Annotated in this window: 28 protein-coding genes, 1 tRNA gene and 1 pseudogene; 14 read left to right on the top strand and 16 right to left on the bottom strand. The window is 63.4% G+C overall.

Going from position 1 to position 23,148, the window contains the following annotated elements; translation table 11 throughout:
- Positions 1-82: 82 nt before the first annotated feature.
- A complete protein-coding gene (locus FF100_RS21265; RefSeq protein ID WP_139037750.1) occupies positions 83-1,630 on the bottom strand; it encodes a putative bifunctional diguanylate cyclase/phosphodiesterase in 1,548 nt (515 codons plus the stop codon).
- The gene (locus tag FF100_RS21270; protein ID WP_139037751.1) at positions 1,578-2,480 is read right to left on the bottom strand and encodes an MHYT domain-containing protein; all 903 of its coding nucleotides are present in this window, start codon (positions 2,478-2,480) and stop codon (positions 1,578-1,580) included. Before FF100_RS21270 ends, FF100_RS21265 begins: the two co-directional genes overlap by 53 nt.
- 420 nt (positions 2,481-2,900) lie before the next feature.
- Here FF100_RS21270 and FF100_RS21275 point away from each other — a divergent pair.
- Both FF100_RS21275 and FF100_RS38660 read left to right on the top strand, forming a co-directional pair.
- Positions 2,901-3,248, top strand: a pseudogene (locus FF100_RS21275) (SOS response-associated peptidase family protein); the annotation flags it as partial.
- A 132-nt stretch (positions 3,249-3,380) separates the two neighbouring features.
- The gene (locus FF100_RS38660; protein WP_425463335.1) at positions 3,381-3,620 is read left to right on the top strand and encodes a DUF6894 family protein; all 240 of its coding nucleotides are present in this window, start codon (positions 3,381-3,383) and stop codon (positions 3,618-3,620) included.
- A 3-nt stretch (positions 3,621-3,623) separates the two neighbouring features.
- Here FF100_RS38660 and FF100_RS21280 read toward each other — a convergent pair whose 3' ends face one another.
- Both FF100_RS21280 and FF100_RS21285 read right to left on the bottom strand, forming a co-directional pair.
- Positions 3,624-3,878: a hypothetical protein gene (locus FF100_RS21280; protein ID WP_425463336.1), complete on the bottom strand. Its 255-nt coding sequence runs from the start codon at positions 3,876-3,878 to the stop codon at positions 3,624-3,626.
- The gene (locus FF100_RS21285; RefSeq protein ID WP_139037753.1) at positions 3,875-5,041 is read right to left on the bottom strand and encodes an oxidoreductase; all 1,167 of its coding nucleotides are present in this window, start codon (positions 5,039-5,041) and stop codon (positions 3,875-3,877) included. The genes FF100_RS21280 and FF100_RS21285 overlap by 4 nt, the downstream gene beginning before the upstream one ends.
- Before the next feature lie 309 nt (positions 5,042-5,350).
- Between FF100_RS21285 and FF100_RS21290 the strand changes: the two genes are divergently transcribed.
- The gene (locus FF100_RS21290; RefSeq protein ID WP_342779020.1) at positions 5,351-6,520 is read left to right on the top strand and encodes an ABC transporter substrate-binding protein; all 1,170 of its coding nucleotides are present in this window, start codon (positions 5,351-5,353) and stop codon (positions 6,518-6,520) included.
- Positions 6,521-6,593: 73 nt separating this feature from the next.
- Here FF100_RS21290 and FF100_RS21295 read toward each other — a convergent pair whose 3' ends face one another.
- The 7 genes from FF100_RS21295 to FF100_RS21320 all read right to left on the bottom strand — a co-directional run bounded on the left by FF100_RS21295 (position 6,594) and on the right by FF100_RS21320 (position 10,449).
- Positions 6,594-6,809, bottom strand: coding sequence for a hypothetical protein (locus tag FF100_RS21295; protein WP_139037755.1), 216 nt, complete (start codon positions 6,807-6,809; stop codon positions 6,594-6,596).
- A 239-nt stretch (positions 6,810-7,048) separates the two neighbouring features.
- On the bottom strand, positions 7,049-7,210 hold the full coding sequence (locus FF100_RS37215) for a hypothetical protein (protein ID WP_171070282.1): 162 nt from the start codon (positions 7,208-7,210) through the stop codon (positions 7,049-7,051).
- A 92-nt stretch (positions 7,211-7,302) separates the two neighbouring features.
- Complete coding sequence (locus FF100_RS21300; protein WP_425463340.1) at positions 7,303-7,485, bottom strand: hypothetical protein; 183 nt, start codon at positions 7,483-7,485, stop codon at positions 7,303-7,305.
- A gap of 58 nt (positions 7,486-7,543) precedes the next feature.
- Positions 7,544-8,191, bottom strand: a complete 648-nt coding sequence (locus FF100_RS21305) for a hypothetical protein (protein WP_139037757.1) — start codon at positions 8,189-8,191, stop codon at positions 7,544-7,546.
- 255 nt (positions 8,192-8,446) lie between these two features.
- Positions 8,447-9,160 carry a hypothetical protein gene (locus FF100_RS21310; RefSeq protein ID WP_139037758.1) on the bottom strand — a complete coding sequence of 238 codons (714 nt, stop codon included), beginning with the start codon at positions 9,158-9,160 and terminating at the stop codon, positions 8,447-8,449.
- 289 nt (positions 9,161-9,449) lie between these two features.
- Complete coding sequence (locus FF100_RS21315) at positions 9,450-9,692, bottom strand: hypothetical protein (RefSeq protein ID WP_139037759.1); 243 nt, start codon at positions 9,690-9,692, stop codon at positions 9,450-9,452.
- A gap of 124 nt (positions 9,693-9,816) precedes the next feature.
- Positions 9,817-10,449, bottom strand: a complete 633-nt coding sequence (locus FF100_RS21320) for a hypothetical protein (protein ID WP_139037760.1) — start codon at positions 10,447-10,449, stop codon at positions 9,817-9,819.
- A 621-nt stretch (positions 10,450-11,070) separates the two neighbouring features.
- On the opposite strand from FF100_RS21320, the gene FF100_RS37220 reads away from it, so the two are divergent.
- From FF100_RS37220 to FF100_RS21335, 3 genes are all read left to right on the top strand, one after another.
- Positions 11,071-11,232: a hypothetical protein gene (locus FF100_RS37220; RefSeq protein WP_171070283.1), complete on the top strand. Its 162-nt coding sequence runs from the start codon at positions 11,071-11,073 to the stop codon at positions 11,230-11,232.
- Positions 11,233-11,507: 275 nt separating this feature from the next.
- Entirely contained in the window at positions 11,508-11,891 is a 384-nt protein-coding gene (locus tag FF100_RS21330) for a hypothetical protein (protein WP_139037761.1), read from the top strand.
- Positions 11,888-12,163, top strand: coding sequence for a hypothetical protein (locus FF100_RS21335; RefSeq protein ID WP_139037762.1), 276 nt, complete (start codon positions 11,888-11,890; stop codon positions 12,161-12,163). Before FF100_RS21330 ends, FF100_RS21335 begins: the two co-directional genes overlap by 4 nt.
- Positions 12,164-12,243: 80 nt before the next feature.
- On the opposite strand, the gene FF100_RS21340 is transcribed toward FF100_RS21335, so the two are convergent.
- The 3 genes from FF100_RS21340 to FF100_RS21350 form a co-directional block, all read right to left on the bottom strand.
- Positions 12,244-12,329 (bottom strand) — tRNA-Leu (locus FF100_RS21340).
- 79 nt (positions 12,330-12,408) lie between these two features.
- Entirely contained in the window at positions 12,409-13,641 is a 1,233-nt protein-coding gene (locus FF100_RS21345; protein WP_425463337.1) for an FAD-dependent oxidoreductase, read from the bottom strand.
- 3 nt (positions 13,642-13,644) lie between these two features.
- Positions 13,645-13,902, bottom strand: a complete 258-nt coding sequence (locus tag FF100_RS21350) for a zinc-finger domain-containing protein (protein WP_139037763.1) — start codon at positions 13,900-13,902, stop codon at positions 13,645-13,647.
- 178 nt (positions 13,903-14,080) lie between these two features.
- Between FF100_RS21350 and FF100_RS21355 the strand changes: the two genes are divergently transcribed.
- From FF100_RS21355 to FF100_RS21390, 8 genes are all read left to right on the top strand, one after another.
- The gene (locus FF100_RS21355; protein ID WP_246102209.1) at positions 14,081-14,416 is read left to right on the top strand and encodes a DUF456 family protein; all 336 of its coding nucleotides are present in this window, start codon (positions 14,081-14,083) and stop codon (positions 14,414-14,416) included.
- 84 nt (positions 14,417-14,500) lie between these two features.
- Positions 14,501-15,328 (top strand): type I methionyl aminopeptidase, encoded by an 828-nt coding sequence (gene map / locus FF100_RS21360; RefSeq protein ID WP_139037764.1) that lies wholly within the window; start codon positions 14,501-14,503, stop codon positions 15,326-15,328.
- 9 nt (positions 15,329-15,337) lie between these two features.
- Positions 15,338-16,090, top strand: coding sequence for a RadC family protein (gene radC / locus FF100_RS21365; RefSeq protein ID WP_246102211.1), 753 nt, complete (start codon positions 15,338-15,340; stop codon positions 16,088-16,090).
- A 277-nt stretch (positions 16,091-16,367) separates the two neighbouring features.
- On the top strand, positions 16,368-17,807 hold the full coding sequence (locus tag FF100_RS21370) for a circularly permuted type 2 ATP-grasp protein (protein ID WP_139037765.1): 1,440 nt from the start codon (positions 16,368-16,370) through the stop codon (positions 17,805-17,807).
- Positions 17,808-17,889: 82 nt separating this feature from the next.
- Complete coding sequence (locus tag FF100_RS21375; protein WP_139037766.1) at positions 17,890-18,834, top strand: alpha-E domain-containing protein; 945 nt, start codon at positions 17,890-17,892, stop codon at positions 18,832-18,834.
- Positions 18,835-18,947: 113 nt separating this feature from the next.
- Entirely contained in the window at positions 18,948-19,814 is an 867-nt protein-coding gene (locus tag FF100_RS21380; RefSeq protein WP_139037767.1) for a transglutaminase family protein, read from the top strand.
- A gap of 149 nt (positions 19,815-19,963) precedes the next feature.
- A complete protein-coding gene (locus tag FF100_RS21385; protein ID WP_139037768.1) occupies positions 19,964-20,713 on the top strand; it encodes a proteasome-type protease in 750 nt (249 codons plus the stop codon).
- Positions 20,714-20,756: 43 nt separating this feature from the next.
- On the top strand, positions 20,757-21,218 hold the full coding sequence (locus FF100_RS21390) for a GNAT family N-acetyltransferase (protein ID WP_139037769.1): 462 nt from the start codon (positions 20,757-20,759) through the stop codon (positions 21,216-21,218).
- Between the two features lie 136 nt (positions 21,219-21,354).
- On the opposite strand, the gene FF100_RS21395 is transcribed toward FF100_RS21390, so the two are convergent.
- Both FF100_RS21395 and FF100_RS21400 read right to left on the bottom strand, forming a co-directional pair.
- Complete coding sequence (locus FF100_RS21395; protein ID WP_139037770.1) at positions 21,355-21,897, bottom strand: glyoxalase superfamily protein; 543 nt, start codon at positions 21,895-21,897, stop codon at positions 21,355-21,357.
- 408 nt (positions 21,898-22,305) lie between these two features.
- On the bottom strand, positions 22,306-23,118 hold the full coding sequence (locus FF100_RS21400; protein WP_139037771.1) for a helix-turn-helix domain-containing protein: 813 nt from the start codon (positions 23,116-23,118) through the stop codon (positions 22,306-22,308).
- Positions 23,119-23,148: the final 30 nt, after the last annotated feature.

Below are 23,148 nucleotides of genomic sequence, written 5' to 3' on the forward strand. Positions count from 1 at the left end.
CGACGATAGCGGACAGGCGCGTCAGGTCGGCGGCGCTGGGGATCACACAGACAGTCTGAGCCATGCCTCAGACTCGCATGCCTCATGCCCCCTGTGAATCCTCTGAATGCGTCAATGCACTAGCGTTAGAAATTGCCACGACAGGCAGACGCGAATTCATCTGACGCTCAGGTCGGCCGATCAAATATCCTTGAACCGCGTCGCAGCCAATACTTCTAAGTAGCGCTAGTTGATCAGCGTCCTCAACTCCTTCCGCAATCGTAACTATGCCCATGTCACTTCCCATTTGAGTAACCGCTTTGACAACTGCCATTGAGTGTTTGTCATTTAGCGCGGCAGCAACGAAACTGCGATCAATCTTAATTCTATCCAGTGGTAGATCGCGCAAGTGGGCTAGTGAAGAATACCCTGTCCCGAAATCATCCATCGCAATCTTCAAACCGAGCTGGCGTATAGCGGAGAGAGTGTGTGCAACCTGGCGGCCGTCTTCGACCAAAGCGGTCTCTGTTAATTCTATCTCCAATCTATGAGGTGGCAATCCGCTGGCGGCGAGCGCCGATGTAATGTGAGCTAGAAGTTTTGGGGAGCGGAGCTGGACCGCCGATACATTGACGGCGACATGCTGATGAGCGGGCCAGAGAGCTGCTCGGCGGCAGGCCTCGTTCAATACCCAAGCCCCTATGGGCACAATGAGACCGGTCTCTTCGGCCAGGGGGATGAAACTTACCGGCGAGACGAAACCCCGCGTCGGGTGCTGCCACCGTATGAGCGCTTCATAGCCGACGATGGCATCATTCGAGAGTGACATGATCGGCTGGAAGACAAGGTGAAATTGATGCTTGTCTAAGGCGATCCGAAGGTCGTGCTCCAAGGCATGTCGCTCGGCTACGGCCTCAACCATACCCGGGGCGTAGCGCGTTACGCGTCCTCGGCCATGACGTTTAGCCTCGTAAAGAGCGATGTCGGCGCATTGCATGAGTTCTTCAGGGCTCGACCGATCCTCGCACCCACACAAGCCAATGCTACAGCCTATGGAAACCGTAAAATCAGTCAGCGCGTATGACTTCTCGACTGCAATGATAATGTCTTCTGCTATACGCGTGGCTGAAGCAGGGTCCGACCGGAGAATGATCGCCATCTCGTCGCCACCAAGCCGGGCCACGAAGCCCAGGTCGCCGGCTAGTGTGCGCAGACGTTCTGCGACTTTGATGAGCAGGAGGTCTCCGGTTCCATGACCGAAAGTATCATTGACTGCCTTAAAGCGATCGAGATCGATCAGTAGTAATTCATATAAATCGTTGCTCGAATGTAGCTGACCCATATGCTCGATAAGCGAGCGTCGATTGGCGAGGCCTGTCAAAGGGTCGTGGTAAGCAAGGTGAAGGATTTCCTGCTGCGCTCTCTTCTCACTTGAAATGTCGTCAAAAGTTAAAACTGCGCCATCGTTAGTGGGCTGACAGGCAATAGAAAGAATGCGCCCATCGTCGAATGTGTGTTCTACCCGCGTTTCCGTGCTTCCGGCCATCCATTCTCGATGATTTGCGATTACTCGGTTGATGCGATGCTTGTCCCAGCCATTAGCACTGCCGGTCATTTGCAAGAAGGACGATAAAGTCATGCCACGCACCATTCCACCGGGGGGGCAGCAGGAGCATCGTACACAACTTTTCGTTATAAATCTCGACTATTTCTTCCTTTGATACTTTTAGAATGCCATTAGACATATTCTGTAGAGTAGTCGCGAGTAGTCGGGCGTGTATTGCTTCTTGCCCTTCGAGGCGACTCGCAACCACCAGGGCCAAGAGAGTGCCAAACAAGAGAGTAGCTGCCCCCGTCGCGGCCAAAATTCCTAGTTGTAGCTGCATGATCGGTATGATCTGATCGGACGCTGTCCCAATTAGCTCTGTGCCGGCGATAGACACGAAATGCGTGCCGCAAACAGCTGCAACTATAAGAGAAACAGTAGTGGCTAGCTTATAGCTGCTTCGCGCCGCAATCCGAGCCAGCGACATGCAGGCGGCTCCGATCAAACAAGCAATAATGTCAAGGGCTAGCGAATGCGCTTGGGTGCAGTCCTTCAACGCAGCCATACCGATGAGGTGCATGGCTCCGATGCCGAAGCCAGATAATGCGCCGGCTGCGGCGCACGTCCACGTTCGTGCACAACGTGCCGATACAGCGAGCGGGCCGCCTACCGCGACAATGGCTACGAATGCGGAGTTCAGGGTTCTAGCAGCGTCGTAGCTCAGGAGGAGGTCAGTACGATACCCGAGCATCGCTACAAAATGAGTCGTCCAAACCCCAGTCCCACTAATGGCTGCCGTTCCGAGCAGCCACCATGGCTTTTCACCTTTCGCAGCACTTTCGGCTTGCTGGACGAAGTGCATAAGGAGCCAGGCACTAAGGTAGCATAGGACAATTGCAGCCAGCAAAAATCCAGCTGATTGACCGTCGAACAGGGAGACTAATGAGGTCTGCATTACTCAGCGGTACATCAAAATTACTTTCATAATATGAACCATCATAGTTAACAGCTGTTGGCAATTAGCAATTTTCTGCAGTCTAGACAACCAGGGATTGCGATAATCGCTCTTATGAGTTTTAACTCGGCCGAATTAGGGCGTCCGTGGACCGTCCGCCAATCTGCTCACGCTTTCCAGAGTGATCACCCGCTATTGACCGGCTCTCACCAATTTCTCGAACTCCGCTTGCTCCACTTCGTGAACTGAAAACGGACCGACGACGACCAGTTCTCTCATATCATAGATCACCCTCTCCAGGGTGCTGCAAGCGGAATTTCCCGGGGTCCGAATCGGGTCGAAAGCGGCGGCTCGCACCTCCAGCGACGGCCAACGACGCTTCACGAGACCGGTAGAGGCCAATCAGCTACGATCGCGGCCATGTGCAACCTCTACAGCTCTGTCCGCTCCCAGGATGAAATCCGGCGCACCTTCGCGGTCGATCGCGACGAGACCGGTAACCTGCCGCCGCTACCCGGGATCTTTCCCGACCAGATGGCGCCCGTCATCCACGCTGCCGGCGGCGAGCGGGTGCTGACGATGATGCGCTGGGGCTTCCCGCCGCCGCCGAAGGTCGGCAGCCAGCCAGTCACCAACGTGCGCAACGTCGCCTCGCCCTACTGGCGGCCCTGGCTCAAGCCGGCGCACCGCTGCCTCGTGCCGGTCACCTCGTGGACGAAGCCGGGCCGCTTGCACAAGCGCCTGGCTTTTGTTTTTTTCGCTGTGACTTGAGTTCGTTTCCAGACAGTCTGTGCGTAACGCAGACCAGACTGGCGTGAGCCAGATGGCACCTCGCATGACTTTCTGTCAGACCAGCATGCATAGTCATCGATATGAATGACGCAGGGCTGGGAGCGAACGATGCCCCACTTCTTCTTCGACACACACAACGGAGATTGGGCCCACGACAATGTTGGCATCGAGTGTGTCGACATAAAATCCGCACGCGAGGCAGCTAAACGGACGCTGGCAGAGATGGCGTCGTCGACTGTACCACTTGGGTCTGACTATCAGTCAGTTACAGTCGTGGTTAGGAACCATAGGAGACAACCTGTCTATACCGCGTCGCTTAGTTTCGTGGGGCTAATGGTGGAAAGCTAAAGCTCACCCCACCGTCGCCAGCAGCACCGCCGTCTTCACCGCATTCCGCCGCCGAGCCGGTGTCGCATCCTCGACGGCAAGCTCGTCCGCCGACCACTGGTGCACCAGGACGGCCGCGGCGACGTCGATACTCCCCTTCCTGACCTCGATCATCACCGGCTTCGACGGATCGGTCAGGAAGGCAGAAATTGCCGCGTCGAGCGCGTCGTCGGTAACGAGCTTCACCTTGTAGGCCTCGCCGCCGGTCATATCGTTCACGCTGGGCGGGCTTCCGTTTCCAATAACGGTGACGCTCCAGGAACTGGCCAACCGATGCAGGCTTCGTGCGCTCGGAAATTGCGCAACCACCATCCCCAATCCTCCGGAACCAGGGAAAACGGGTCTTGGTGGGCGAGTTCGCGGGCAGCCCAAACGGGCCAGTGGGGGTTCGAGAGAGCAGGACGGCCGAGGAAGACCAAATCGATGAGTTCATCACGGATCACCTGGTCGGCGACGGCAGGAAGCCCAAGGTTCCAGCTAACGCCAACTGGTATACCGATCTCCCTCTTCACGCGTGCCCCGCGCTCGACCATGAAGGCCATTCGGGCGAATGGCGGATCCGTCATCTCGTCCGTGTTGAACCCGATCGACAGGTCGGCGAGATCGAGTCCGTGCTCCTTCATGCGAGCGACGGCCGCAACGGCCTCATCAAATTGAACACCCGCCGGATGCAGATCGTCAGAGCCGAGGCGCATCGTCAGAGGCAATCGCTCGGGCCATACGGCTCGGACGGCGTCGAGAGCTTCGAGATGGTAGCGCAGCCGATTGTCGAAATTTCCCCCGTAATGATCGGTCCGCTGATTAGCCAACGGCGAGAAGAAGCTCGCCCCAAGATACCCATGAGCGAAATGCATCTCCAGCCACTCGAACCCAGCTTCCAAGGCCCTTTTGGCGGCAGCAGCGTAGGCTCTATGAACGTCACTAATCTCGTCGACAGTCATCTCCTCGACTGGATATGTGTACCGTCCGCCGTAGGAAATCGCCGATGGCGCCTTAAGCTGCCATCCATGAGGATGGTCGGGCGGAAGTTGTAACTTGCCTTCCCATGGTTTCTGCTCGCTGCCCTTCCGCCCAGTATGCCCGAGCTGGATGGCTGGTACGCCTCCCATTTCCTTGATGATGGACGTGACACGCGCGAGCCCTTCGATCTGGTCGTCGTTCCAGAGTCCAGCACATCCGACCGTAGTCCGACCTTCAGGGGTGATCGCAATCTGCTCAGGGAATACAAGACCGAATCCGCCTGCTGCGCGCGACCCGTACAGCATCACGTGATAGTCGCCGACCTTTCCGTCGACCGAGCGGTGCATTGTCATCGGCGACATGACGATACGATTGCGAAGCGTAACGTCCTTGAGGCGAAAAGGGCTGAACAGGTCGGGCATATCACTTCCAACAGGCTGATCTTCGACCGCGAACCGGACTCATCGTCATCGCTGGATGACGGATAGGCGGTAGGAAGTTCCATCACAAACGAGCGCTAGGCAAGGCCGGCAATCGCTCCCCACCCCGTAAGCGCGCATTATGACGCGACCGGCGGGCAGCTCGAAGCGATCCGTATCTCGACGGACTTCGTCTGGCGTCCTAAGGTCAGTTGTCCTGGCGCAGCGCCGGTCCACGCGCGGCTCGTGCGAACGCCGAAGGGTACAACGTCGATGCGCTCGAGCGCCTACCGTCTTCTCCTCACTGTGGCTATGGCACTCGCGCCTCTAGCGGCCCAGGCGCAGATCTCCGACGACGTAGTGCGGATTGGAGTGTCGAGCGATCACTCAGGCGTAAACTCTGCCGCTACGGGCCTCGGAACAGTCGCGGCCGTTCGCATGGCGGTGAAGGATTTTGGCGGAACGGTCGCTGGCAAGCCGATTGAGGTCGTAATAGCTGACGACGGAGGCAAGCCCGACGTTGGATTGAACGCCGTGCGCGCGTGGATCGATGGAGGGAAAGTCGACGCTGTCGTGGGCGGTGGCGCCTCGTCGATCGCGCTGGGCATCCAGAATTTTTTGCGTGAGCGCAAGAAGACGTTTTTAATCACAGGCGCCGGCTCGTCAGACCTGACCGGCAAGGCCTGCTCGCTGACGAGCGTCCATTTCGCTTACGATACTTTTGCTCTCGCAGCATCTACCGGTCGGACGGTTCTCTCGCGGGGTGGCGAGAGTTGGTTCTTTATCACAGCAGATCAGGCTTTTGGTCAGTCCCTCGAACGCGATGCTGCACGCTTCATCACCGCAGGTGGCGGCAAAGTCGTCGGCAGCGTGAAGCACCCGACCGGTACAACCGACTACTCATCGTATCTACTTCAGGCTCAAAGTTCGGGTGCCAAGGTCGTCGGACTAGCCAATTCTGGGTCTGACATGATCAACGCGGTCAAGCAGGCACATGAGTTTGGCCTGCAAATCTCCGGTCAGACACTTGCTGGATTGTTGCTAGTCGTGAACGACGTCCAGGGTATGGGACTTCAGAACGCCCAGGGTCTAGTACTCAGCGAATCGTTCTATTGGGACCTGAACGACGAGACCCGGGCTTGGTCGAAGCGCTACATGGATGCCTTCGACGGCAAAGTGCCGAATATGATTCACGCGAGCGCTTATGCCGGGGTGATGCATTATCTCAAAGCCATACAGGCAACGGGAACGGACGACAGCGCCACCGTTGTATCAAAAATGAAATCAACGCCCATGAACGATTTCATCAATAAAGATGTTATTATCCGTCAGGACGGCCGCGTTTTACACAATATGATTTTGTTGCAAGTCAAAGCGCCCAAGGACTCAAAATACAAATATGACTTTTACAACGTACTCGGAACAGCGCCTGGCGATAAGGTCTTTCGTCCAATGGCGGAAGGCGGCTGTCCGCTGCTCTGATTTATTCGCTCACACTGCACTGGCAGCATGAGGGCCAGCGCACGAACGTCCTCCGGTAGGCAGGGCATTGTCTCTAGACGCCCGTCGTTGACGCTTGCCACTCGGTGTCAGGATGCTCACGATCCTCCTGCACCACCTCCGGGTCATCGTCCCGGCTCACGAACTGGTAGATGGGCGGAAACATCGCTTCGAGACCACGAGCGACACCGTCGAGCACCGAGTCGTTGTCGCTCCCGAAGCTGCGGGTAGGGACGTTTGCCTCGGTGAAGCTTGAGTTGGTGCCCGACATCGGATCCTGCCCGCGATTAACGGGCGTTAACTTCCAGGTATGCGAGCGGTTTCACACGGTGGGGGCGAACTTTTGCCCGCCATATAAACCTCTTGCCGGCGATTATCTTGACGACGATGAAATAGCCCTGAAAGGAGCGGGGCTCCTCAATCCTAACAGTCAGACGGTCACACCCAGCCCTCAGATAGTTGCCCAGGCGGCGGGGGAAGCCGATTTGGCGAGCTTGTTCCGGCGTTCCGCTACCGCAGTGCCGTCGAGCTGCTCACTGTCTGGACTGCGGCCACGGGGAGCATGGCGCGCTCCAGGCGCGCCTGCACGCCCCGTTCCGCTGCAGCGGCCATGGCGAGGGCGATCAGGCCGATGCCGATGGCAGTCAGGAACGCGGCGTGCAGGTTCTGCATGAGTGGGGCCCTGGATTGATCGAAGCGCAGCTGTGGCAGGGGAGGGTGGCCGCCGTGTGGTCCGCTCCGGGCATCTTTAGGCTCAAAGGGTTTCAGTCGTATTCCAAGCCGATCGTTCGCTCGAACGCCGCCCCGCCCTGCTGCTGCCCCTTCGGGTCGAAAACCGAGATGTCGCGGAAGCCTCGCGACATCAGCTCTCGGACCTTGTCGAGCGCCTGCAAATCCGTGCCGCATGCGAAGGTTAGCGCGCGGCCCATTGGGTCGGTTCCTGTCACCTTGTACAAGCTCGGTTCCTTGTTTGGCGTTGAGCATACGGCCGCCTGTCGGGCGCTGCTACCGCGGCCCGGATCCGGCGTCGGGCATGGACGGAAGCTCTACTGTCTCGCCAAACCCTGGCGGATTCTTCACCCGGGCGATATGCGCATCCACGTCGGCGAAACGGTCGTCAAATCGCTGCTGAGCCTCGCCGATTGCCGCCTCCGCGTTTACCCGCAGGAGCGCTCGCAGTCCGCCTACCACGTTGAACAGCTGGAAGAACACCGACCCAAACAGGAAAGCGACAGCCGCGTTGGTTGCACCATTGCCGACACGCGTATCTAGGGCGAACCCCTTATACTCGACGAGCACCTGAGGCGTGCAGGTCGCTCCCGCGGCACACCCGATCCAGGGCTTCGCTACGACGATGAGTGCCACGGCTGCGAAGCTGTAGAGCACTAGGCCAGCCCAGAACTTCATCTGCAGGTCGAGGGCGTCGCGAAGCTGCATGAGGCGCCTCACCGACATGCCGCTGCCGCGCAGGGTTGTCGCCGTCAGCGCCATCGCCGGCAACACCGCGGCGATCACGAAGCCGAAAAAGTTGATAAGCTCGCCGCTCACGATGGCGATGAAGTCGTTGGGTAGAACGCAGACAGCAGCGATGGAAAGGGCGCATGGTAGTGCTAAGCCTTTCCATTTTTTTGCGAGTCTGAAGATCCTGCCCACAGCTAGATATACTCCTGCTTTTCGAAGTAGCGAAACGCCGCCCAAAGCGCCGCCATGATGCTTGGCCGCTCGTATAACTCACCAATCGTTTCAACCTCGGCCGGAAACGCCAATCTCGCGATTCGGCCGGACTTTTCGCGCCCACCTTTTGAGTATAGTATTAATTCTTTCTCAGGTACATCCCTGATGAGGTCGGCAAGATCGTGCCTAGATATTTCGTGTTTAGATCCGTCTGATTTGAAGTAAACTTACAGCTTAAGCTCGATGTCCACCCCCCTGCGCCTCTAGCGTTGCGATGCGCTCGTCGGTGAAGTGGGCTGCCTTGAGGATGCCGAATACGGAGGATCCGGTAAGCCGTTCCGTGTCCGCTCGCGTCTCCATGGGCACAATTTCGCGCGATTGAGACCGCCAATCCCGGCCCGGATCCGCAGCTTCACGCGGGCGGAGGACCATTTTTTGAACTGAGGCCAGCGCTTCCACATTGACCTCTGCGGTGAAACTCAGAGAAAGATCAGGCGTTGCAATCGTCGTCCTATTCGCGAGCATCCACTCGATTAGATCTTCGCATCTATGTACCGCCATTTCGCGATTGACATAAAGAAAATGATCTTCGATTACGATCGCGTAAAGAAATCCCCTGATGAGTTCAGTTCCCCGAGGGGTGTTCGCATTTTGCAAACTGTACTCGCTCCCGCCGGCGCCAGTCTGAATTAGCGGGATCTGCGAGCCGGGTGCAAAGCGCACGATCTCGATGAAAATACCTTTTGGCAACGGATCGGCATGGTTGATCACCAGAATTCCATAGTCTGGTGCCGCATCAGATCTTCTAAGGCTCGCGTCTGTGCTAATCACAACTCCGCCAATCTTTGTGTTGAGCGACGCCCTCAGGGCTTGCTCTAGGTTAGCATGATTCAGCTCCCCTTTGCGCACTCTGGCCTTCGAGTAGAGCACGTTCACGTTGCGCGTCACGTCTGCAATCCTGTCTCAAGCTTGACGCTTAGAGACCATAGATTGCGTAGGGTGTCAGCGGTGAGTCTCGCCTATTCCGGCCGATTGGCATTAACGCCCGTGAATTTCGACCCATTTCGTTTCAACCTGTGCGTGTCGTGGCTCTCGGTCGCTGGAGTAATGTTCGCTTTTTGTTCCTGCAGTATATTGGATCCACGAGGTCTCTTTCAAGTGCGTCCCCCGCCGCCTTGCCGGGCACGGAGGTCTCACCCCAATCGCCTGCCAAGCGGGAGCGCAGGTTCGCGGTGTATCAACCTCCCGGCGTCCAGTCGATCGTCGGCTTCTGCGACAGGATCCGCCCGAAATAGTCGGCTACGGCCTGCGCGCCGCTCGCGTGCATCATCGCCACCGGATGGGCGAGATAGGCCCGGGCGAGATCGAGGGGAATCTCACCGGCCTGGAGCGCGCCCAGCACCGCGTCGATGAAGGCGTTGTTGGCCTCGTTGAAGTCCGACGAGAGCTTCTTGCGGTCGTTGAGCGCCTTGATCGGCATCGTGCGGCTGCTCTCTTGGCATGCTGCTGGCCGTGATAATGAGTTCTTTACTGTGAGCAATAAGCCAGCAAGCGCCATCCAAAATTCATGGTGCTAAAATTTATCGCGTACATGTCTAATTGCATTATATTCTTTTCGCCTCGAGGGAATAATAGTATCTTGAAACAATCGACATATTAATCGCCACGCCTTCACATGTCTCTGCAATAGTTGATTTTATCTTACTCAAATCGCGCGTATTTTTTATTTCTGACAATAATTTAGATGATGGGGTAGGTAGTGCACTAACCCCGCCTCTCTCGATAATGCCACGCACATCCATTTGCATAACGAAAGGAGAGTCTGTGAATGTTTGTGTCGGCGGATGTGAAAAATAGAACCCTAGCGCTCCAATATAGTTTTGAACGTGCGGATCTTGGCAAGCCTCCAGATATCCCTTGATTTTTTGTTGAAATATATCCCTGAAAGGCTCAAGTTCTCCGCGTTCTTTTTCGAAATCATCGATAATCTTTTTCAACTCTTGAGAAAATTCAAACTCATCCAAATTTAGCTTTGCATTTCCGAGACCCCTGATTTTAGTTCGCAATCTATAAAACATATCAAAGTAATTCATATTTATTTTGACAAATTCATCATGCAATGGAGTTATAAGTATTTTTATATCTTCTCTGCGCATTCTATCTAATATCTCAAATATTTTTGTAAAATAGCTTGCAAGCCCGGTGAATGTTTTTAATCCTGTTTGCATCTCACTCATAACGGTACCTCTAGCACTTGGATTGATGCATACTATTTATTATCACACGATATATCTGGGTTTACTATTGCTCTGGAAGCGAGGCTTTTAGATGCTAGTCTGCGTAAGGCTTCTGGCCTTGAGGGTAGATCTGGCTCTAGCGCTCGAAAATGATCAAGGGCTGCTAGGTCGTCTGGCTGCAGACGTACCCCGATCAGTTCACCTGTCACTTTTGGCCGCGGCTTTCGTGTTTTCACGATAACACCAGTTGACGTCAATGTGCTATCACGTTAACACGGCAAGCGGCCCGGTGGAAGGGTTAGGAGCCTTCTGCCGGGCCTGACCACGCACGTCTTCGAGGGACGATCATGGCTATCCGTCATTCTACAACACCGGCCCGCGCCGGTGAACGCAGTCGCACGCTTTCTCCGCACTTCTATGCCCGAGAGGCGCCGACTCTCTCGCCCGACGAGATCGAAGCTCCTGACGCATGGGAGGCGGTCCAGCAGGTCCGACCCGACACGCCCCACGTTCGCGCCCTGCGCTTCCTGAACGGACCGGCGAGCTTCTGACGGCCGTCATCCTCGTGGCCGGCACCATCGCCGGCTACGGCGTCCTGCGTCCGTTCTGAGGGAGGTGGTGATGAACAACGACACTGCCGCCCCGTCGCCAGCCGATCAGGATCTCAGCCAGGACACCAACGCACTCGCGGCGCTGCGCGACGGCATCTGTCGCTACTTCGGAGCCCTAAGCCCGGAGGAGGGCGCTGCCTTCGATGCTCTTCTCGCCGAGGGAGGCCTGTGATGGCTGCTGCCCGCAATACACCCGCCAGGGCACCCCGAAACGGGAATCCCCGTATCGGCAGAGAGGGCCTGCGAGAGAGGGCGGCCGCTCTCCGCGAGAAGGCCGATCGATTGGTCTCCGCAGCGAACCGCAAGCGGAAAGCTTCCGCTGTGGAAAGCGATTCCACGCGCTTGTCGAGCCCAGGCAGGCCGAGTCACCATAGTAAAAGCAAGTCAAGCGACGCTGATAGCAGCGCTACTGCTGCTCGTTGTGAGCAATTGCGATCGGATTACCCTATGAGTAGGCATGAAAAGTTCGACACCGAGTCGTCGGTCGTTGTTGGTCGAGATGGTGGTTTGTCGGCCGAAAAGCCTCGAAAAATCGACTGCGCCGTTCGAGGTACTAAGATTGCAGCCCTCAATTTGGGTGCGATGTCGATCGGCGAGCTCGCCGCTCTCCTGAGTGTGTACGAGCAGGCCGGGCGCGCGTTCTCGCAGAACATGCTCTGGCCTGAGTTAGGAAATCACGGCGGCTGCCGGACTGATGATGAAGCCGAACGTTGTGCATCGATCCAGAACGCACTGCTCGACGAGCTTGCTCGGAGAGCATCAGCTTCACGCTGTGATCGGGTCGACGCCACACCTGCAACCGAGGTTCCTGACGATAAGGGGCGCCGATGACCAACGTGATTCCATTCCCCCGAGCCGTGGCCGGAATTCCGGCTACGCAAATCCCGCGGGTCGAGTTCGAGCGGCTAGCCGACCTCGCGCTCGACATCGTCGACCACATCATCCTGCTGCTCGACGAGGCCGACGGCGATCCCGACTCCGAACCGGATGCTGATCGAGAGCCGAGCCTGGCTGCACCACTGGGTGGCGCATCACAGGTCGTGTGGGCTGCCGGATCGGATGACGATCGGGAAGTCAGCGCGGTGCCGACTGAGGCATTTTGACCCACAAGTGCCGGGGGCGCGCCGTTACCCGTGGCGTTACCCCGGACCTCGACCGCAACCCCTTACATTGAGCTAAGTGCTGGTGCGGACGGCGGGACTCGAACCCGCACGACCAGAGGTCGCAAGATTTTAAGTCTCGTGCGTCTACCGATTCCGCCACGTCCGCGCGGGCGCTGCCCGGCCGCTCCGGGTTAGCCGGGGGCGGGGCGCAGATCAAGGCCTCGCGAGGGGGTTCGCGTGGCCGGTCAAGCCGGCGCGACCGGCCGCCAGCCGTAGAGCCAGGCGTAGCGCTCGGTCATCTGCTCCGGGCCGAGACGCCCCATCACCACGTCGCGGGCGACCGAGACCAGGGGGCCGGCGTGGTAGATGCGGCCGTTGCGGCGGGCATGGGCCTGGATCTGGCGCACCCGTTCGGTCCGGGCGCCGGAATAGGCCGAGAGCGCGGCCAGTACCGGCTGGCCGGGAGCGAGGCAGGCGGCGAGGATTGCGGCATCCTCGATCGCCAGCGCGGCCCCTTGAGCCAGGAACGGCAGCACCGGATGGGCGGCGTCGCCCAAAAGCGCGATCCGGCCGCGGGCCATCGGGCGCGCCGCCGGCCGGTCGACCAGGGACCAGACCAGCCAGGATTCGGGCCGGGCGAGCAGGCCGGCGAGCGCCGGGGCGGCATCCGCGAAGGCGGCGCGCAGGCGTGCGGGCTCGCCGCGGGCGCCCCAATCCTCGCTGCTCCCCTTGTCCGGCACGACCGCCACGAGGTTGAGCCGGCGCCCGCCATTGATCGGGTAATGCACCACGTGGCGGCCGGGCCCGAGCCACAGGCCGGTCTCGTCGGCCAGGAAATCCGGCGGCACCGCCTCGCGGGGGAGGGTGGCCCGCCAGGCGGCCTCGCCGCGGGGGCGCAAGGTCCGCCGGTCAAGGGCGGTCCGCAAGGCGGAGCGCACGCCGTCGGCCGCCACCACGAGGTCGGCCACCAGGGTCTCGCTGCGGCCACCATCGCTGGCGAGCATCAGGGTGGCGCCCGCCGCGCTCTCCCGAACCCCGGTGACGGCGCGGCCGACGAGGAGGCGGATGCCCGGCCGGCTGCGGGCGGCATCGAGCAGGATGGTCTGGAGGTCGGCCCGGTGCACCACCCAGTAGGGCGCGCCGAACCGCTCGCGCATCGCCGCGCCGAGCGCGATCTCGCCGATGTCGCGGGCGGAGGTGAGGGCGCGGATCCGCACCCGGGCCGGCTCGCCGGCGACCCGGCGCAGCGGCATCGCGAGGCCGAGATCGGTCAGGATCCGGCTGGCATTGGGCGAGAGCTGCAGGCCGGCCCCGACCTCGCTGAAGGCGGTGCGCCGCTCGACCAGCGTGACGTCGTGCCCGCGGGCGCTCAAGCACAAGGCCGCCGTGAGCCCGCCGATGCCGGCCCCGACCACCGCGACGCGCAGGCCCGGCCGGTCCGGGACCGGACGGCTCCCCGCCAGGCGCTCCTGGGTCAAGACCTACTCGGCGGCGAGGCGGGCGCGGTCGTCCCAGACGCTCGAGGCCGGCTCCGCCGTGCCGGCCTTCAGGGCCGGGTTGTAGCGGTACAGGGTCGAGCAGTACTGGCAGATGATCTCGTGGTCGGCGCCCATGTCGAGGAAGACGTGGGGATGGTCGAACGGCGGCAGCGCGCCGATGCACATGAACTCCTTGGAGCCGACCTGGATGACCGGAACGCCGTCCTGGTTGTGGAAGTGCGGAACCGCCTTGTCTGCCATCGCCTCAGAGTTCCTGGCTGCCGGGCCGCGTCGGCCCTACGAATCTCGGGTTCTCCTAGCCCCTCGGGGCCGCCGCGCCTAGGGGGCCGGGCCGTGCCTGCGCCTCCGCCGTCCTTTGGTCACGGTCTTGCGACATCGGGGCCCCCGCTGGATATCAAAAGATACGAGAGGATCGCCCGTGACCCGTTTCCTGCCGAGGCTCGCCGTTCTGGCTGCCCTCACCGGCGCGACCCTGCTCGGCGCCCCCGCCGCCCAGGCCCAGAGCCGCACGGTCCTCGGCGCCGGCGCCGGCGCGGCGGCGGGTGCCCTCGTCGCCGGGCCGATCGGCGCGGTGGTGGGTGGGGTCGTCGGCGCGGCCTGGGGCGAATCGGGACGGCGCCCGCGCCGCGCCGCGCGCCGGGTCCGGCGCTCCTACGCCGCGCGCCCGGTCGCGGCCCGGCCGGTCCGCGTCGCGCAGCGCGCGCCCGTCGCCGCTTCGCCGGCCCGGCCGCGGGCCTGGGTCGACCCGCGCTGAGCCCCAACCTCCTTGGCTTCGGGGCCGGAAGCGCCTACATCGGAAGCCTCCAGAACGCCGCCAGCAGAATGACCCGGGCCCCCGATGAGTCGTGACGATCAGACCGCGGTCAAGGACAGCCGCCGGCAGGAGCCGCCGATCCACGGCCCCGAGGCCTTTGCGGCGATGCGCAAGGCCGGCCGGCTGACCGCCGAGGCCCTCGACCTGCTGATGGAGGCGGTGGCGCCCGGCGTCACCACCGAGGCGCTCGACCGCCTCGCCTACACCTTCGCGATGGATCACGGGGCCTATCCGGCCTCGCTGCACTATCGCGGCTACCCGAAATCGATCTGCACCTCGATCAACCACGTCGTCTGCCACGGCATCCCGAACGACAAGCCCTTGCGCGAGGGCGACATCGTCAACCTCGACATCTGCCTGATCGTCGATGGCTGGCACGGCGATTCGAGCCGCATGGCCTATGTCGGCGAGGTGCCGCGCAAGGCGGCTCGCCTGTGCGACATCACCCACGAGGCGATGATGCGCGGCATCGCGGCGATCAAGCCCGGCGGCACCACCAACGACATCGGCGCGGCGATCCAGGCCTTCGCCGAGGGCGAGCGCTGCTCGGTGGTGCGCGATTTCTGCGGCCACGGCCTCGGCCGCACCTATCACGACGCGCCCACCATCCTGCACTACGTCGAGCCGAGCTACAGCGTCGTGCTGCGCCCCGGCCAGTTCTTCACCGTCGAGCCGATGATCAATCTCGGTCGGCCGGCCGTGAAGGTGCTGGCCGACGGCTGGACCGCCGTCACCCGCGACCGCTCGCTCTCGGCCCAGTTCGAGCACACCGTGGCGGTGACCGAGACCGGCGTCGAGATCTTCACGCTGTCGCCCAAGGGGCTGGACAAGCCGCACGACACCGCCGCCTGACCGCCCGCCATGGCTCGCCCGCCCCGCACCACCGCCGGATTCGCGGAGGCTGGCGGTGCCGCGCCGGAGATCAAGGCGCCAGCGAGCAAGGCGGAGGAGCCGCACTACCATGGCCACCGCGACCGCCTGCGCGCCCGGTTCGCGCAGGGCGACACGCTGCCCGATTACGAGTTCCTGGAGCTGGTGCTGTTCCGCGCCATCCCGCGCCGGGACGTCAAGCCGATCGCCAAGGCGCTGATCGCCCGATTCGGCAGCTTCGCCGAGGTGATCAGCGCGCCCGCCGAACGCTTGCTCGAGATCGACGGCATCGGGCCGTCGGTGGTGACCGACCTCAAGATCATGGAGGCGGCCGGCCGCCGCCTCGCCCGCGGCGCGGTGGCCGAGCGCACCCTGCTCTCGTCCTGGGCTGCGGTGATCGACTACTGCCGCGCCGCCATGGCGTTCGCGCAGCGCGAGGAATTCCGCCTGCTCTTCCTCGACAAGCGCAACCGCCTGATCGCCGACGAGGTGCAGGGCCGCGGCACCGTCGACCACACGCCGGTCTATCCGCGCGAGGTGGTGCGCCGGGCGCTGGAGCTCTCGGCCACCGCCCTCATCCTGGTCCACAATCACCCCTCCGGCGACCCGACCCCGTCCCAGGCCGACATCAAGATGACCCGCGACATCGTCGCGGTGGCCGGGCCCCTGGGCATCGTGGTGCACGACCACATCATCGTCGGCCGCGACGGTCATGCGAGCTTCCGCGGGCTGAAGCTGATCTGAGAGGGCCGGCGGCGGCGGAGGACGCCCCCGACGGGAGCGGCGGTCGCCGCCGCGAACGTGCGGCTCCGCCCCGAAGGTCTCGTGGCCTGGCAGGACGACACGGTTCGGTGCGCCGATCTTGCCGAAAATTTGAGCAAATCCGTCCCATCCGCAGCGCCTCCCGCACCGCCGCGGCTGACGCAGCGCAAAGTCGTGGGGAGCCTATGGGCGCCGGGCGCATTTCCTTTGCCTTGGCCCCCGTCTTGCGTCTAGCTTCGGGGCAAACAGAGGGACGCCCATGCCGCTCAGCGCGTTCGACGAGATGACGGGAATCCAGGAGAGCGGACTGGACCCGGCCGCCGTGCGCGAGGCGTACGCGGCGCTCAAGACCTGGCTCGACACGACTCCGCCCGAGCATTTCGACACGCGGCGCAGTCAGGCCGAATTGTTCTTCCGCCGGATCGGGATCACCTTCGCGGTCTACGGCGACAACGAATCGACCGAGCGGCTGATCCCGTTCGACATCATCCCGCGGGTGCTGACCAAGCCCGAATGGGGTTTCCTCGAGCGTGGCCTGAAGCAGCGCGTGACCGCGCTCAACCTGTTCCTGGCCGACATCTACGGCCCGCAGGAATGCATCAAGGCCGGGATCATCCCGGGCGACCTCGTCTACCGCAACCCGCATTACCGGCTGGAGATGCGGGACTTCGAGGTGCCGCACGGCAAGTACGTCCACATCGCCGGCATCGACATCGTCCGCACCGGCGAGGACCAGTTCTTCGTGCTGGAGGACAATGCCCGTACGCCGTCCGGGGTCTCCTACATGCTGGAGAACCGCGAGGTGATGCTGCGGCTCTTCCCCGAACTGTTCTCCAAGCACCGGGTCTCCCCGGTCGAGGCCTACCCGGACGCGCTGCTCGCCACCCTGCGCAGCCTGGCGCCGATGCGCGCCGCCCGCGACCCGAGCGTGGTGCTGCTCACCCCCGGCCGCTTCAACTCGGCCTTCTACGAGCACTCGTTCCTGGCCGACAAGCTCGGCGTCGACCTGGTCGAGGCCTCCGATCTCTTCACCAAGGACGATGTGGTCTACATGCGGACCACCGAGGGGCCGCGCCGCGTCGACGTGATCTACCGGCGCATCGACGACGACTTCCTCGATCCCCTGGTGTTCCGGCCCGATTCGGTCCTCGGCGTGCCCGGATTGATGAGCGCCTACCAGAGCGGCAGCGTCACCCTCGCCAACGCCGTCGGCACCGGCATCGCCGACGACAAGGCGGTGTACAGCTACATGCCGGAGATCGTGCGCTTCTTCACCGGTGAGGAGCCGATCCTGCACAACGTGCCGACCTGGCGCTGCCGCGAGAAGGACGCGCTGAACTACGTCCTGTCGAATCTCGGCGACCTCGTGGTCAAGGAGGTCAACGGCTCGGGCGGCTACGGCATGCTGGTCGGTCCTCACGCCACCAAGCGCGAGATCGAGGAATTCGGCCGCAAGCTGCGCCACGCGCCGGACGGCTTCATCGCCCAGCCGACGCTCGCCCTTTCCACCTGCCCGACCTTCGTCGCCTCCGGCGTCGCGCCCCGCCACGTCGATCTCAGGCCCTTCGTGCTCTCGGGCGCCGACGAGATCCGGATCGTGCCCGGCGGCCTGACCCGGGTCGCCCTCAAGGAGGGCTCGCTCGTCGTCAATTCGAGCCAGGGCGGCGGCACCAAGGATACCTGGGTGCTCGACGGCTGAAGGCCCGTCCGGCTTGCCCCCGCCGGACCGGGCTTCCGCTCGGTCCGCCCCGTACTATCCCAGCGTGAGCCTCTAGCCCGCCATGCTCTCCCGCACCGCCGACAACCTGTACTGGCTCTCGCGCTACGCCGAGCGCGCCGACTTCGTCGCCCGCATCCTCGACGCCGCGTTGCGACTCTCCGCCCTGCCGGCCAATTACGGCGGCGCCGACGCCAACGAGTGGGAATCGGCCCTGGCTTCGGCCGGCAACATCGACCTGTTCCGCCCGCTCTACGACAGCGTCAACGAGCACACCGTCCGCGACTTCCTGGCGTTCAGCCCCAACAATCCGTCCTCGATCCGCTCCTGCCTGCACACCGCCCGGGAGAATGCCCGCAGCGTCCGCACGGCGCTGACCAGCGAGATGTGGGAGGCGATCAACGAGGCCTACCTGCACCTGCGCAGCTTCGAGGGCCGGGACATGACCCGGGAGGAGTTCGCGCGCTTCCTCGACTGGGTGAAGGGCGTGTCGCTGGCCTTCGACGGATCGGCCTATCGCACGATGCTGCGCAACGACGCCTACTGGTTCACCCGGCTCGGCGTCGCCATCGAGCGCGCCGACAACACCGCCCGCATCCTCGACGTGAAGTACCACGTGCTCCTGCCCGAGACCGAGCGGGTCGGCGGCAGCCTCGACTACTTCCAGTGGACCACGATCCTGCGCGAGGTCTCGGCGCTCACCGCCTACCATTGGGTCTACCGCGAGAGCATCAAGCCCTGGCTGGTGGCCGACCTCCTGATCCTCAACCGCGAGATGCCGCGCTCCCTCGCCAATTGCTACGAGATGCTGGTGCGCAACCTCGACCGCGTCGCCGACGCCTATGGCCGCCGCGGGCCGAGCCAGCGCCTCGCCCGCGGCATGCTGGCGAAGCTCGACGACCTCACGGTGGACGAGATCTTCGCCGCCGGCCTGCACGAGTTCATCGAAGAGTTCATCGCCGAGAACAACCGGCTCGGGGCGGCGATCGTCGAGCAGTATCTGGGCTGAAGGCCCCCCGTGCGGGCGCTGGCGTCCCGCCCGGTTTCGCCCTGCCGCGGGACGGTGTATAGGACCGCCCCGCACGGCTTAAGCTTCAGCGTGACAGCGAGCGTCGCGACACCATGCGCATCCGCGTCGTCCACGAGACGGTCTACCAGTACGACAGCCCGGCCCGGGGCCTGATCCAGATGCTGCGGCTGACGCCGCGCGACCATGACGGCCAGCACGTGCGCGCCTGGCGCATCGAGCCGACGGTCGACGGCCGGCTCAGCCGGCGCGAGGACGGCTTCGGCAACATCGTCCACGTCTTCAGCGCCGACGGGCCCGAGGAGACGCTGACCATCCGGGTCTCCGGCGAGGTCGAGACCACCGAGACCCACGGGGTGATGCGCGGCATCTCCGAGTGGCTGCCCGACCCGTTCTATCTCCGCGAATCGCGGTTCGCCGTCGCCGACGAGGCGATCCGGGCCTTCGCCGACGAGACGGTCGGCGCCGGCACCGACCCGCTCGACCGGCTGCACCGCCTGCTCGCCGGCGTCCACCAGGCGGTCGACTACGCCCCCGGTCCGACCGGCGCCGCCACCACGGCGGCCGAGGCCTTTGCCTTGCGCACCGGGGTGGGGCAGGATCTCGCCCATGTCTTCATCGCGGCGGCCCGCCACCTCGAGATCCCGGTGCGCTATGTCTCGGGCTATTACTGGCGGCCCGACACCGCGGACCAGGAGGCCGGACACGCCTGGGTCGAGGCCCGGGTGCCGAATCTTGGCTGGGTCGGGTTCGATCCCGCCAACGGCATCGCCGTGACGGAGGCCCATCTGCGGGTGGCGATCGGCCTCGACTATCTCGACGCCGCGCCGGTCCGCGGCAGCCGCACCGGCGGCGGCACCGAGACCATGACCGTGCGGGTGCGGGTCGACGACGCGCGGGCGCAGGCTCAAGCCCAGCAGGCTCAGGACGCGCAGCGGAGCCAGACGCAGGCCCAGGGCTGACCGACCCCCTGTGGCCGCGCCGCGATAGGCGTGCGCCACCTCACCTGGGGGCAGCGGATTGGGCTGGATTCGGGGGCAGGCCTGCGCCAGGGTGGCGCCGCGAGCGGTGCCGGACCGTCCGCCTGACGATCGCCGGGGGGCGGTGAACGATGACCTATTGCGTCGGGATCCTGGTGGAAGAGGGTCTCGTCATGATCGCCGACACCCGCACGAATGCGGGGCTCGACGACATCTCGACCTACCGCAAGCTCCACATGTTCACCAAGCCCGGCGAGCGGGTGCTGGCGCTCGCCTCGGCCGGCAACCTCTCGGTGACGCAGTCGGTGCTGTCGCTGCTGACCGAGGGCGTCGAGGATCCCGATACCGGCAAGCCCGAGACGATCTACGACGCGCCGACGATGTTCCGCGCCGCGCAGCTGATCGGCCGCGCGATCCGCAAGGTGCGGGCGATCGAGCGCGCCGGGTTCGAGGCGGCGCAGCTGCGCTTCGAGGTGTCGTTCCTGTTCGGGGGCCAGATCGGCGATGGGCCGATGCGGCTCTACATGATCTATTCCGCCGGCAACTTCATCGCCTGCAGCCAGGATGCACCGTTCCTGCAGATCGGCGAGCACAAATACGGCAAGCCGATCCTCGACCGCGCGGTGACCTTCCGGACCGACATCTACGACGCGCTCAAGGTCGGCCTGGTCTCGATGGATTCGACCATGCGGTCGAATCTCGGCGTCGGCCTGCCGATCGACCTCACGGTGATCCGCCGCAACACCTGCGACACCGAGGTGCTGCACCGGATCGAGGCCGGCGAGCCCTATTTCCACGACCTGCGCGAGCGCTGGTCGGCGGCCCTGCGGGCGGCCCACCGGGCGATCCCGCGGCCGCCCTACGGGCCGGGGACGAAGTAGGGGCAACCTCGCCGTGACGGGACGGCCGCGGGATGGTCACGGCGTGTCCGATCTCGTGGTTCGGCCCATCGATCGGGCCGACCTGTCGCGTCTCCTCGCCCTGGACGTCCACCTCGACCCGGACGATGCGCGCTGCCCGCCCGACGTCGCCGTCCGCATGCTGGATCGCCTGCTGCGGTCCGAGGGCAGCGCCGTCCTCGTGGGGGCGATCGGCGATGCGCTGGTCACGACCTGCACGCTTGTCGTGATCCCGAACCTCACCCGTGGCGGGCAGCCCTACGCCCTCATCGAGGATGTCGTGACCCATGCCGATCATCGGGGAGCGAGGTACGGACGGGCGGTCCTGCGCGCCGCCGTCGAGCGCGCATGGGAGGCGGGGTGCTACAAGGTCATGCTGATGACCGGTTCGACGAAGCCGTCCACGCTGGCCTTCTACGCGGCGGCCGGCTTCGCGCAGTCCAAGACAGGGTTTCAGGTCCGGCGGACGGCCGTTCGACGCGAATGACGGCACGTCTCCGCATCCGGCCCCATCCGGAATCCGGGGAGGGGCCGCATCCGGGTGATCGATCAGGCGGGGGCTCGGCTGAGCGGATGAAGGTCCGGCGGCTCCCCGGCACCGGTGAGACTGAGAGCCGCCGCCGTCAGCGTGACGATCCGTGCTTCTGGCAGAACCTGATCCGATTCCCGAACGGATCGGATACCTGGACCTGGTCACCCCAGGGGAGAGTCTCGATCCCGGGGCGGCCGTAGCCGTATCGTTTGGCGATCAGCTCCGCGTGGAACGCGTGTATCCCCGTCATCCAGACGTAGGCGGTTGATCCCGGACTGGCATCGCCGTGATGCTCACTGAGATGCAATTCCAGGCCCGCTCGCGCGATCGCCATGTACAGGGGCAATTCGGGTTCGAAGCGGTGTTCCATGTTCACGGTGAAGCCCAGAAAATCGCAGTAAAACTCCCGTGCCTTCGCGACATCGAAGATGCGAAGGATCGGGATCGCCTGTTGAAACGAAATCCTGCCTGGTTTCTCATCCTTGAGCGCGGCTGCGGCCGTGTTCCAGTCGCGGTAACCAAGCTCTGCCGCCGTGAGCTCGAGGCTCAGAGCCTGGGGGATCTCAATCGCGTGACCAGCGAGGGCTGCTCGAAGTCGCCTGGCCCTCGCCTTGGCGTCGTCAATCGTCGGCATGATAGTTCCTCGCGCCGGCAACAGGTCATCGGGGCTCGCATTGCCGATCCAGTGCCGGGCGGGCTATCCGGGCGAGATCGAAACTCGGTGCCTTCACCATATCCAAACGGACGCGAGCGGCGGGCGGCACCTGCCGTCGGCGAACGTGGCAGGGCCGAGCCGGTGATGCAAGCATCTCGGCGTCGACGGCATGGCCGCTTTCGAAGAGCTCGGGTTCGCTGCCAGATCTCCTGCAAGGGTTTGGAGGCGGAGCCTCCGCTCGAAGAAGCCGGGTCCGATCCTGGCCCCACCTGGACGCCGAAGCGGTTCGCCTCTGGCACGGCAGGGTGCCGTCGACCCCGGCGACCGAGTGAGCGGGAAAGCGGTGCGCCGGCCGTCCCGGCAGGCACGGCGGCGGGCCTCGCCGCGTCACGAGGCGGGAGAGGGGTTCAGGGCTCGACGCGTCGTCTCGTCGGCAGGCAGGAAGCCCTCCAGCGTCAGTTCCGACAGTGCGATATCGGTCGCCGTCCCGAAGACCGTCGTGGTCGACAGGAACGAGAGCCGTTCGCCGGTCGCGGGATGTCGGAGGACCAGCGGCACGGCGATCCGGGCGAGAGCCGATCGAGGCTCGGATTGCTGCAAGGTCGCACCCGGCGAAGGCAGAGCGCGCAGCGCATCGTGAATGCGCTCGAGCTCGGAATCTCCGGACGCCGCCGCGTCACGATGCAGGCGCTCGAGGATGTGCTGGCGCCATTCGCCGAGATTCAGGATCGCAGGGGCGAGCCCGTCGGGGGCGAGCGACAGGCGCAGGACGTTGACGGGCGGTTGCAGAAGGTGGGGCGCCACACCGGCGAGCAGAGGCATGAGGGCGTCGTTGGCGGCCACCAGCGTCCAGTGCCGATCGACCGCAAGCGCAGGATAGGGCTGATACGCGGACAGGACTGCGCGCACGGCTCCGATCGCCGCCGCCATGTCCGGCCGGTCGAGCGAGCGCTCGGTGAAGACCGGTGCGTAGCCCCCGGCCAGGAGGAGACGGTTGCGCTCGCGAAGAGGCAGGACGAGGCGTTCGGCGAGACGCAGGAGCATCTCGCGGCTCGGGGTGGATCGACCGCTTTCGACGAAGCTGAGATGCCGCGTCGAGATCTCGGCCTCCAGCGCAAGGTCGAGTTGGCTGTAGCGCCGCCGTCGCCGCCAGTCGCGCAGCAGATCTCCCACCGTCTCGTTCGCCAGCGTCGCCTTCATGCGGCTCTTCTCCCACGACCAGCGCGTCCT

The sequence above is a fragment of the Methylobacterium terricola genome, assembly GCF_006151805.1.
Lineage (GTDB): Bacteria > Pseudomonadota > Alphaproteobacteria > Rhizobiales > Beijerinckiaceae > Methylobacterium > Methylobacterium terricola.

What these genes read in the sequence shown, in the direction of transcription:
- FF100_RS21295 (WP_139037755.1), bottom strand. Translation starts at nt 6,809, where the DNA reads ATGTCGGGCACCAACTCAAGCTTCACCGAGGCAAACGTCCCTACCCGC.
- FF100_RS21265 (WP_139037750.1), bottom strand. Translation starts at nt 1,630, where the DNA reads ATGGTGCGTGGCATGACTTTATCGTCCTTCTTGCAAATGACCGGCAGT.
- FF100_RS21270 (WP_139037751.1), bottom strand. Translation starts at nt 2,480, where the DNA reads ATGCAGACCTCATTAGTCTCCCTGTTCGACGGTCAATCAGCTGGATTT.
- radC (WP_246102211.1), top strand. Translation starts at nt 15,338, where the DNA reads ATGGCTCGCCCGCCCCGCACCACCGCCGGATTCGCGGAGGCTGGCGGT.
- FF100_RS21375 (WP_139037766.1), top strand. Translation starts at nt 17,890, where the DNA reads ATGCTCTCCCGCACCGCCGACAACCTGTACTGGCTCTCGCGCTACGCC.
- FF100_RS21320 (WP_139037760.1), bottom strand. Translation starts at nt 10,449, where the DNA reads ATGAGTGAGATGCAAACAGGATTAAAAACATTCACCGGGCTTGCAAGC.
- FF100_RS21380 (WP_139037767.1), top strand. Translation starts at nt 18,948, where the DNA reads ATGCGCATCCGCGTCGTCCACGAGACGGTCTACCAGTACGACAGCCCG.
- FF100_RS37220 (WP_171070283.1), top strand. Translation starts at nt 11,071, where the DNA reads ATGAACAACGACACTGCCGCCCCGTCGCCAGCCGATCAGGATCTCAGC.
- FF100_RS21330 (WP_139037761.1), top strand. Translation starts at nt 11,508, where the DNA reads ATGAGTAGGCATGAAAAGTTCGACACCGAGTCGTCGGTCGTTGTTGGT.
- FF100_RS37215 (WP_171070282.1), bottom strand. Translation starts at nt 7,210, where the DNA reads ATGCAGAACCTGCACGCCGCGTTCCTGACTGCCATCGGCATCGGCCTG.
- FF100_RS21285 (WP_139037753.1), bottom strand. Translation starts at nt 5,041, where the DNA reads ATGCCCGACCTGTTCAGCCCTTTTCGCCTCAAGGACGTTACGCTTCGC.
- FF100_RS21350 (WP_139037763.1), bottom strand. Translation starts at nt 13,902, where the DNA reads ATGGCAGACAAGGCGGTTCCGCACTTCCACAACCAGGACGGCGTTCCG.
- FF100_RS21370 (WP_139037765.1), top strand. Translation starts at nt 16,368, where the DNA reads ATGCCGCTCAGCGCGTTCGACGAGATGACGGGAATCCAGGAGAGCGGA.
- FF100_RS38660 (WP_425463335.1), top strand. Translation starts at nt 3,381, where the DNA reads ATGCCCCACTTCTTCTTCGACACACACAACGGAGATTGGGCCCACGAC.
- map (WP_139037764.1), top strand. Translation starts at nt 14,501, where the DNA reads ATGAGTCGTGACGATCAGACCGCGGTCAAGGACAGCCGCCGGCAGGAG.
- FF100_RS21315 (WP_139037759.1), bottom strand. Translation starts at nt 9,692, where the DNA reads ATGCCGATCAAGGCGCTCAACGACCGCAAGAAGCTCTCGTCGGACTTC.
- FF100_RS21290 (WP_342779020.1), top strand. Translation starts at nt 5,351, where the DNA reads ATGGCACTCGCGCCTCTAGCGGCCCAGGCGCAGATCTCCGACGACGTA.
- FF100_RS21335 (WP_139037762.1), top strand. Translation starts at nt 11,888, where the DNA reads ATGACCAACGTGATTCCATTCCCCCGAGCCGTGGCCGGAATTCCGGCT.
- FF100_RS21395 (WP_139037770.1), bottom strand. Translation starts at nt 21,897, where the DNA reads ATGCCGACGATTGACGACGCCAAGGCGAGGGCCAGGCGACTTCGAGCA.
- FF100_RS21400 (WP_139037771.1), bottom strand. Translation starts at nt 23,118, where the DNA reads ATGAAGGCGACGCTGGCGAACGAGACGGTGGGAGATCTGCTGCGCGAC.
- FF100_RS21385 (WP_139037768.1), top strand. Translation starts at nt 19,964, where the DNA reads ATGACCTATTGCGTCGGGATCCTGGTGGAAGAGGGTCTCGTCATGATC.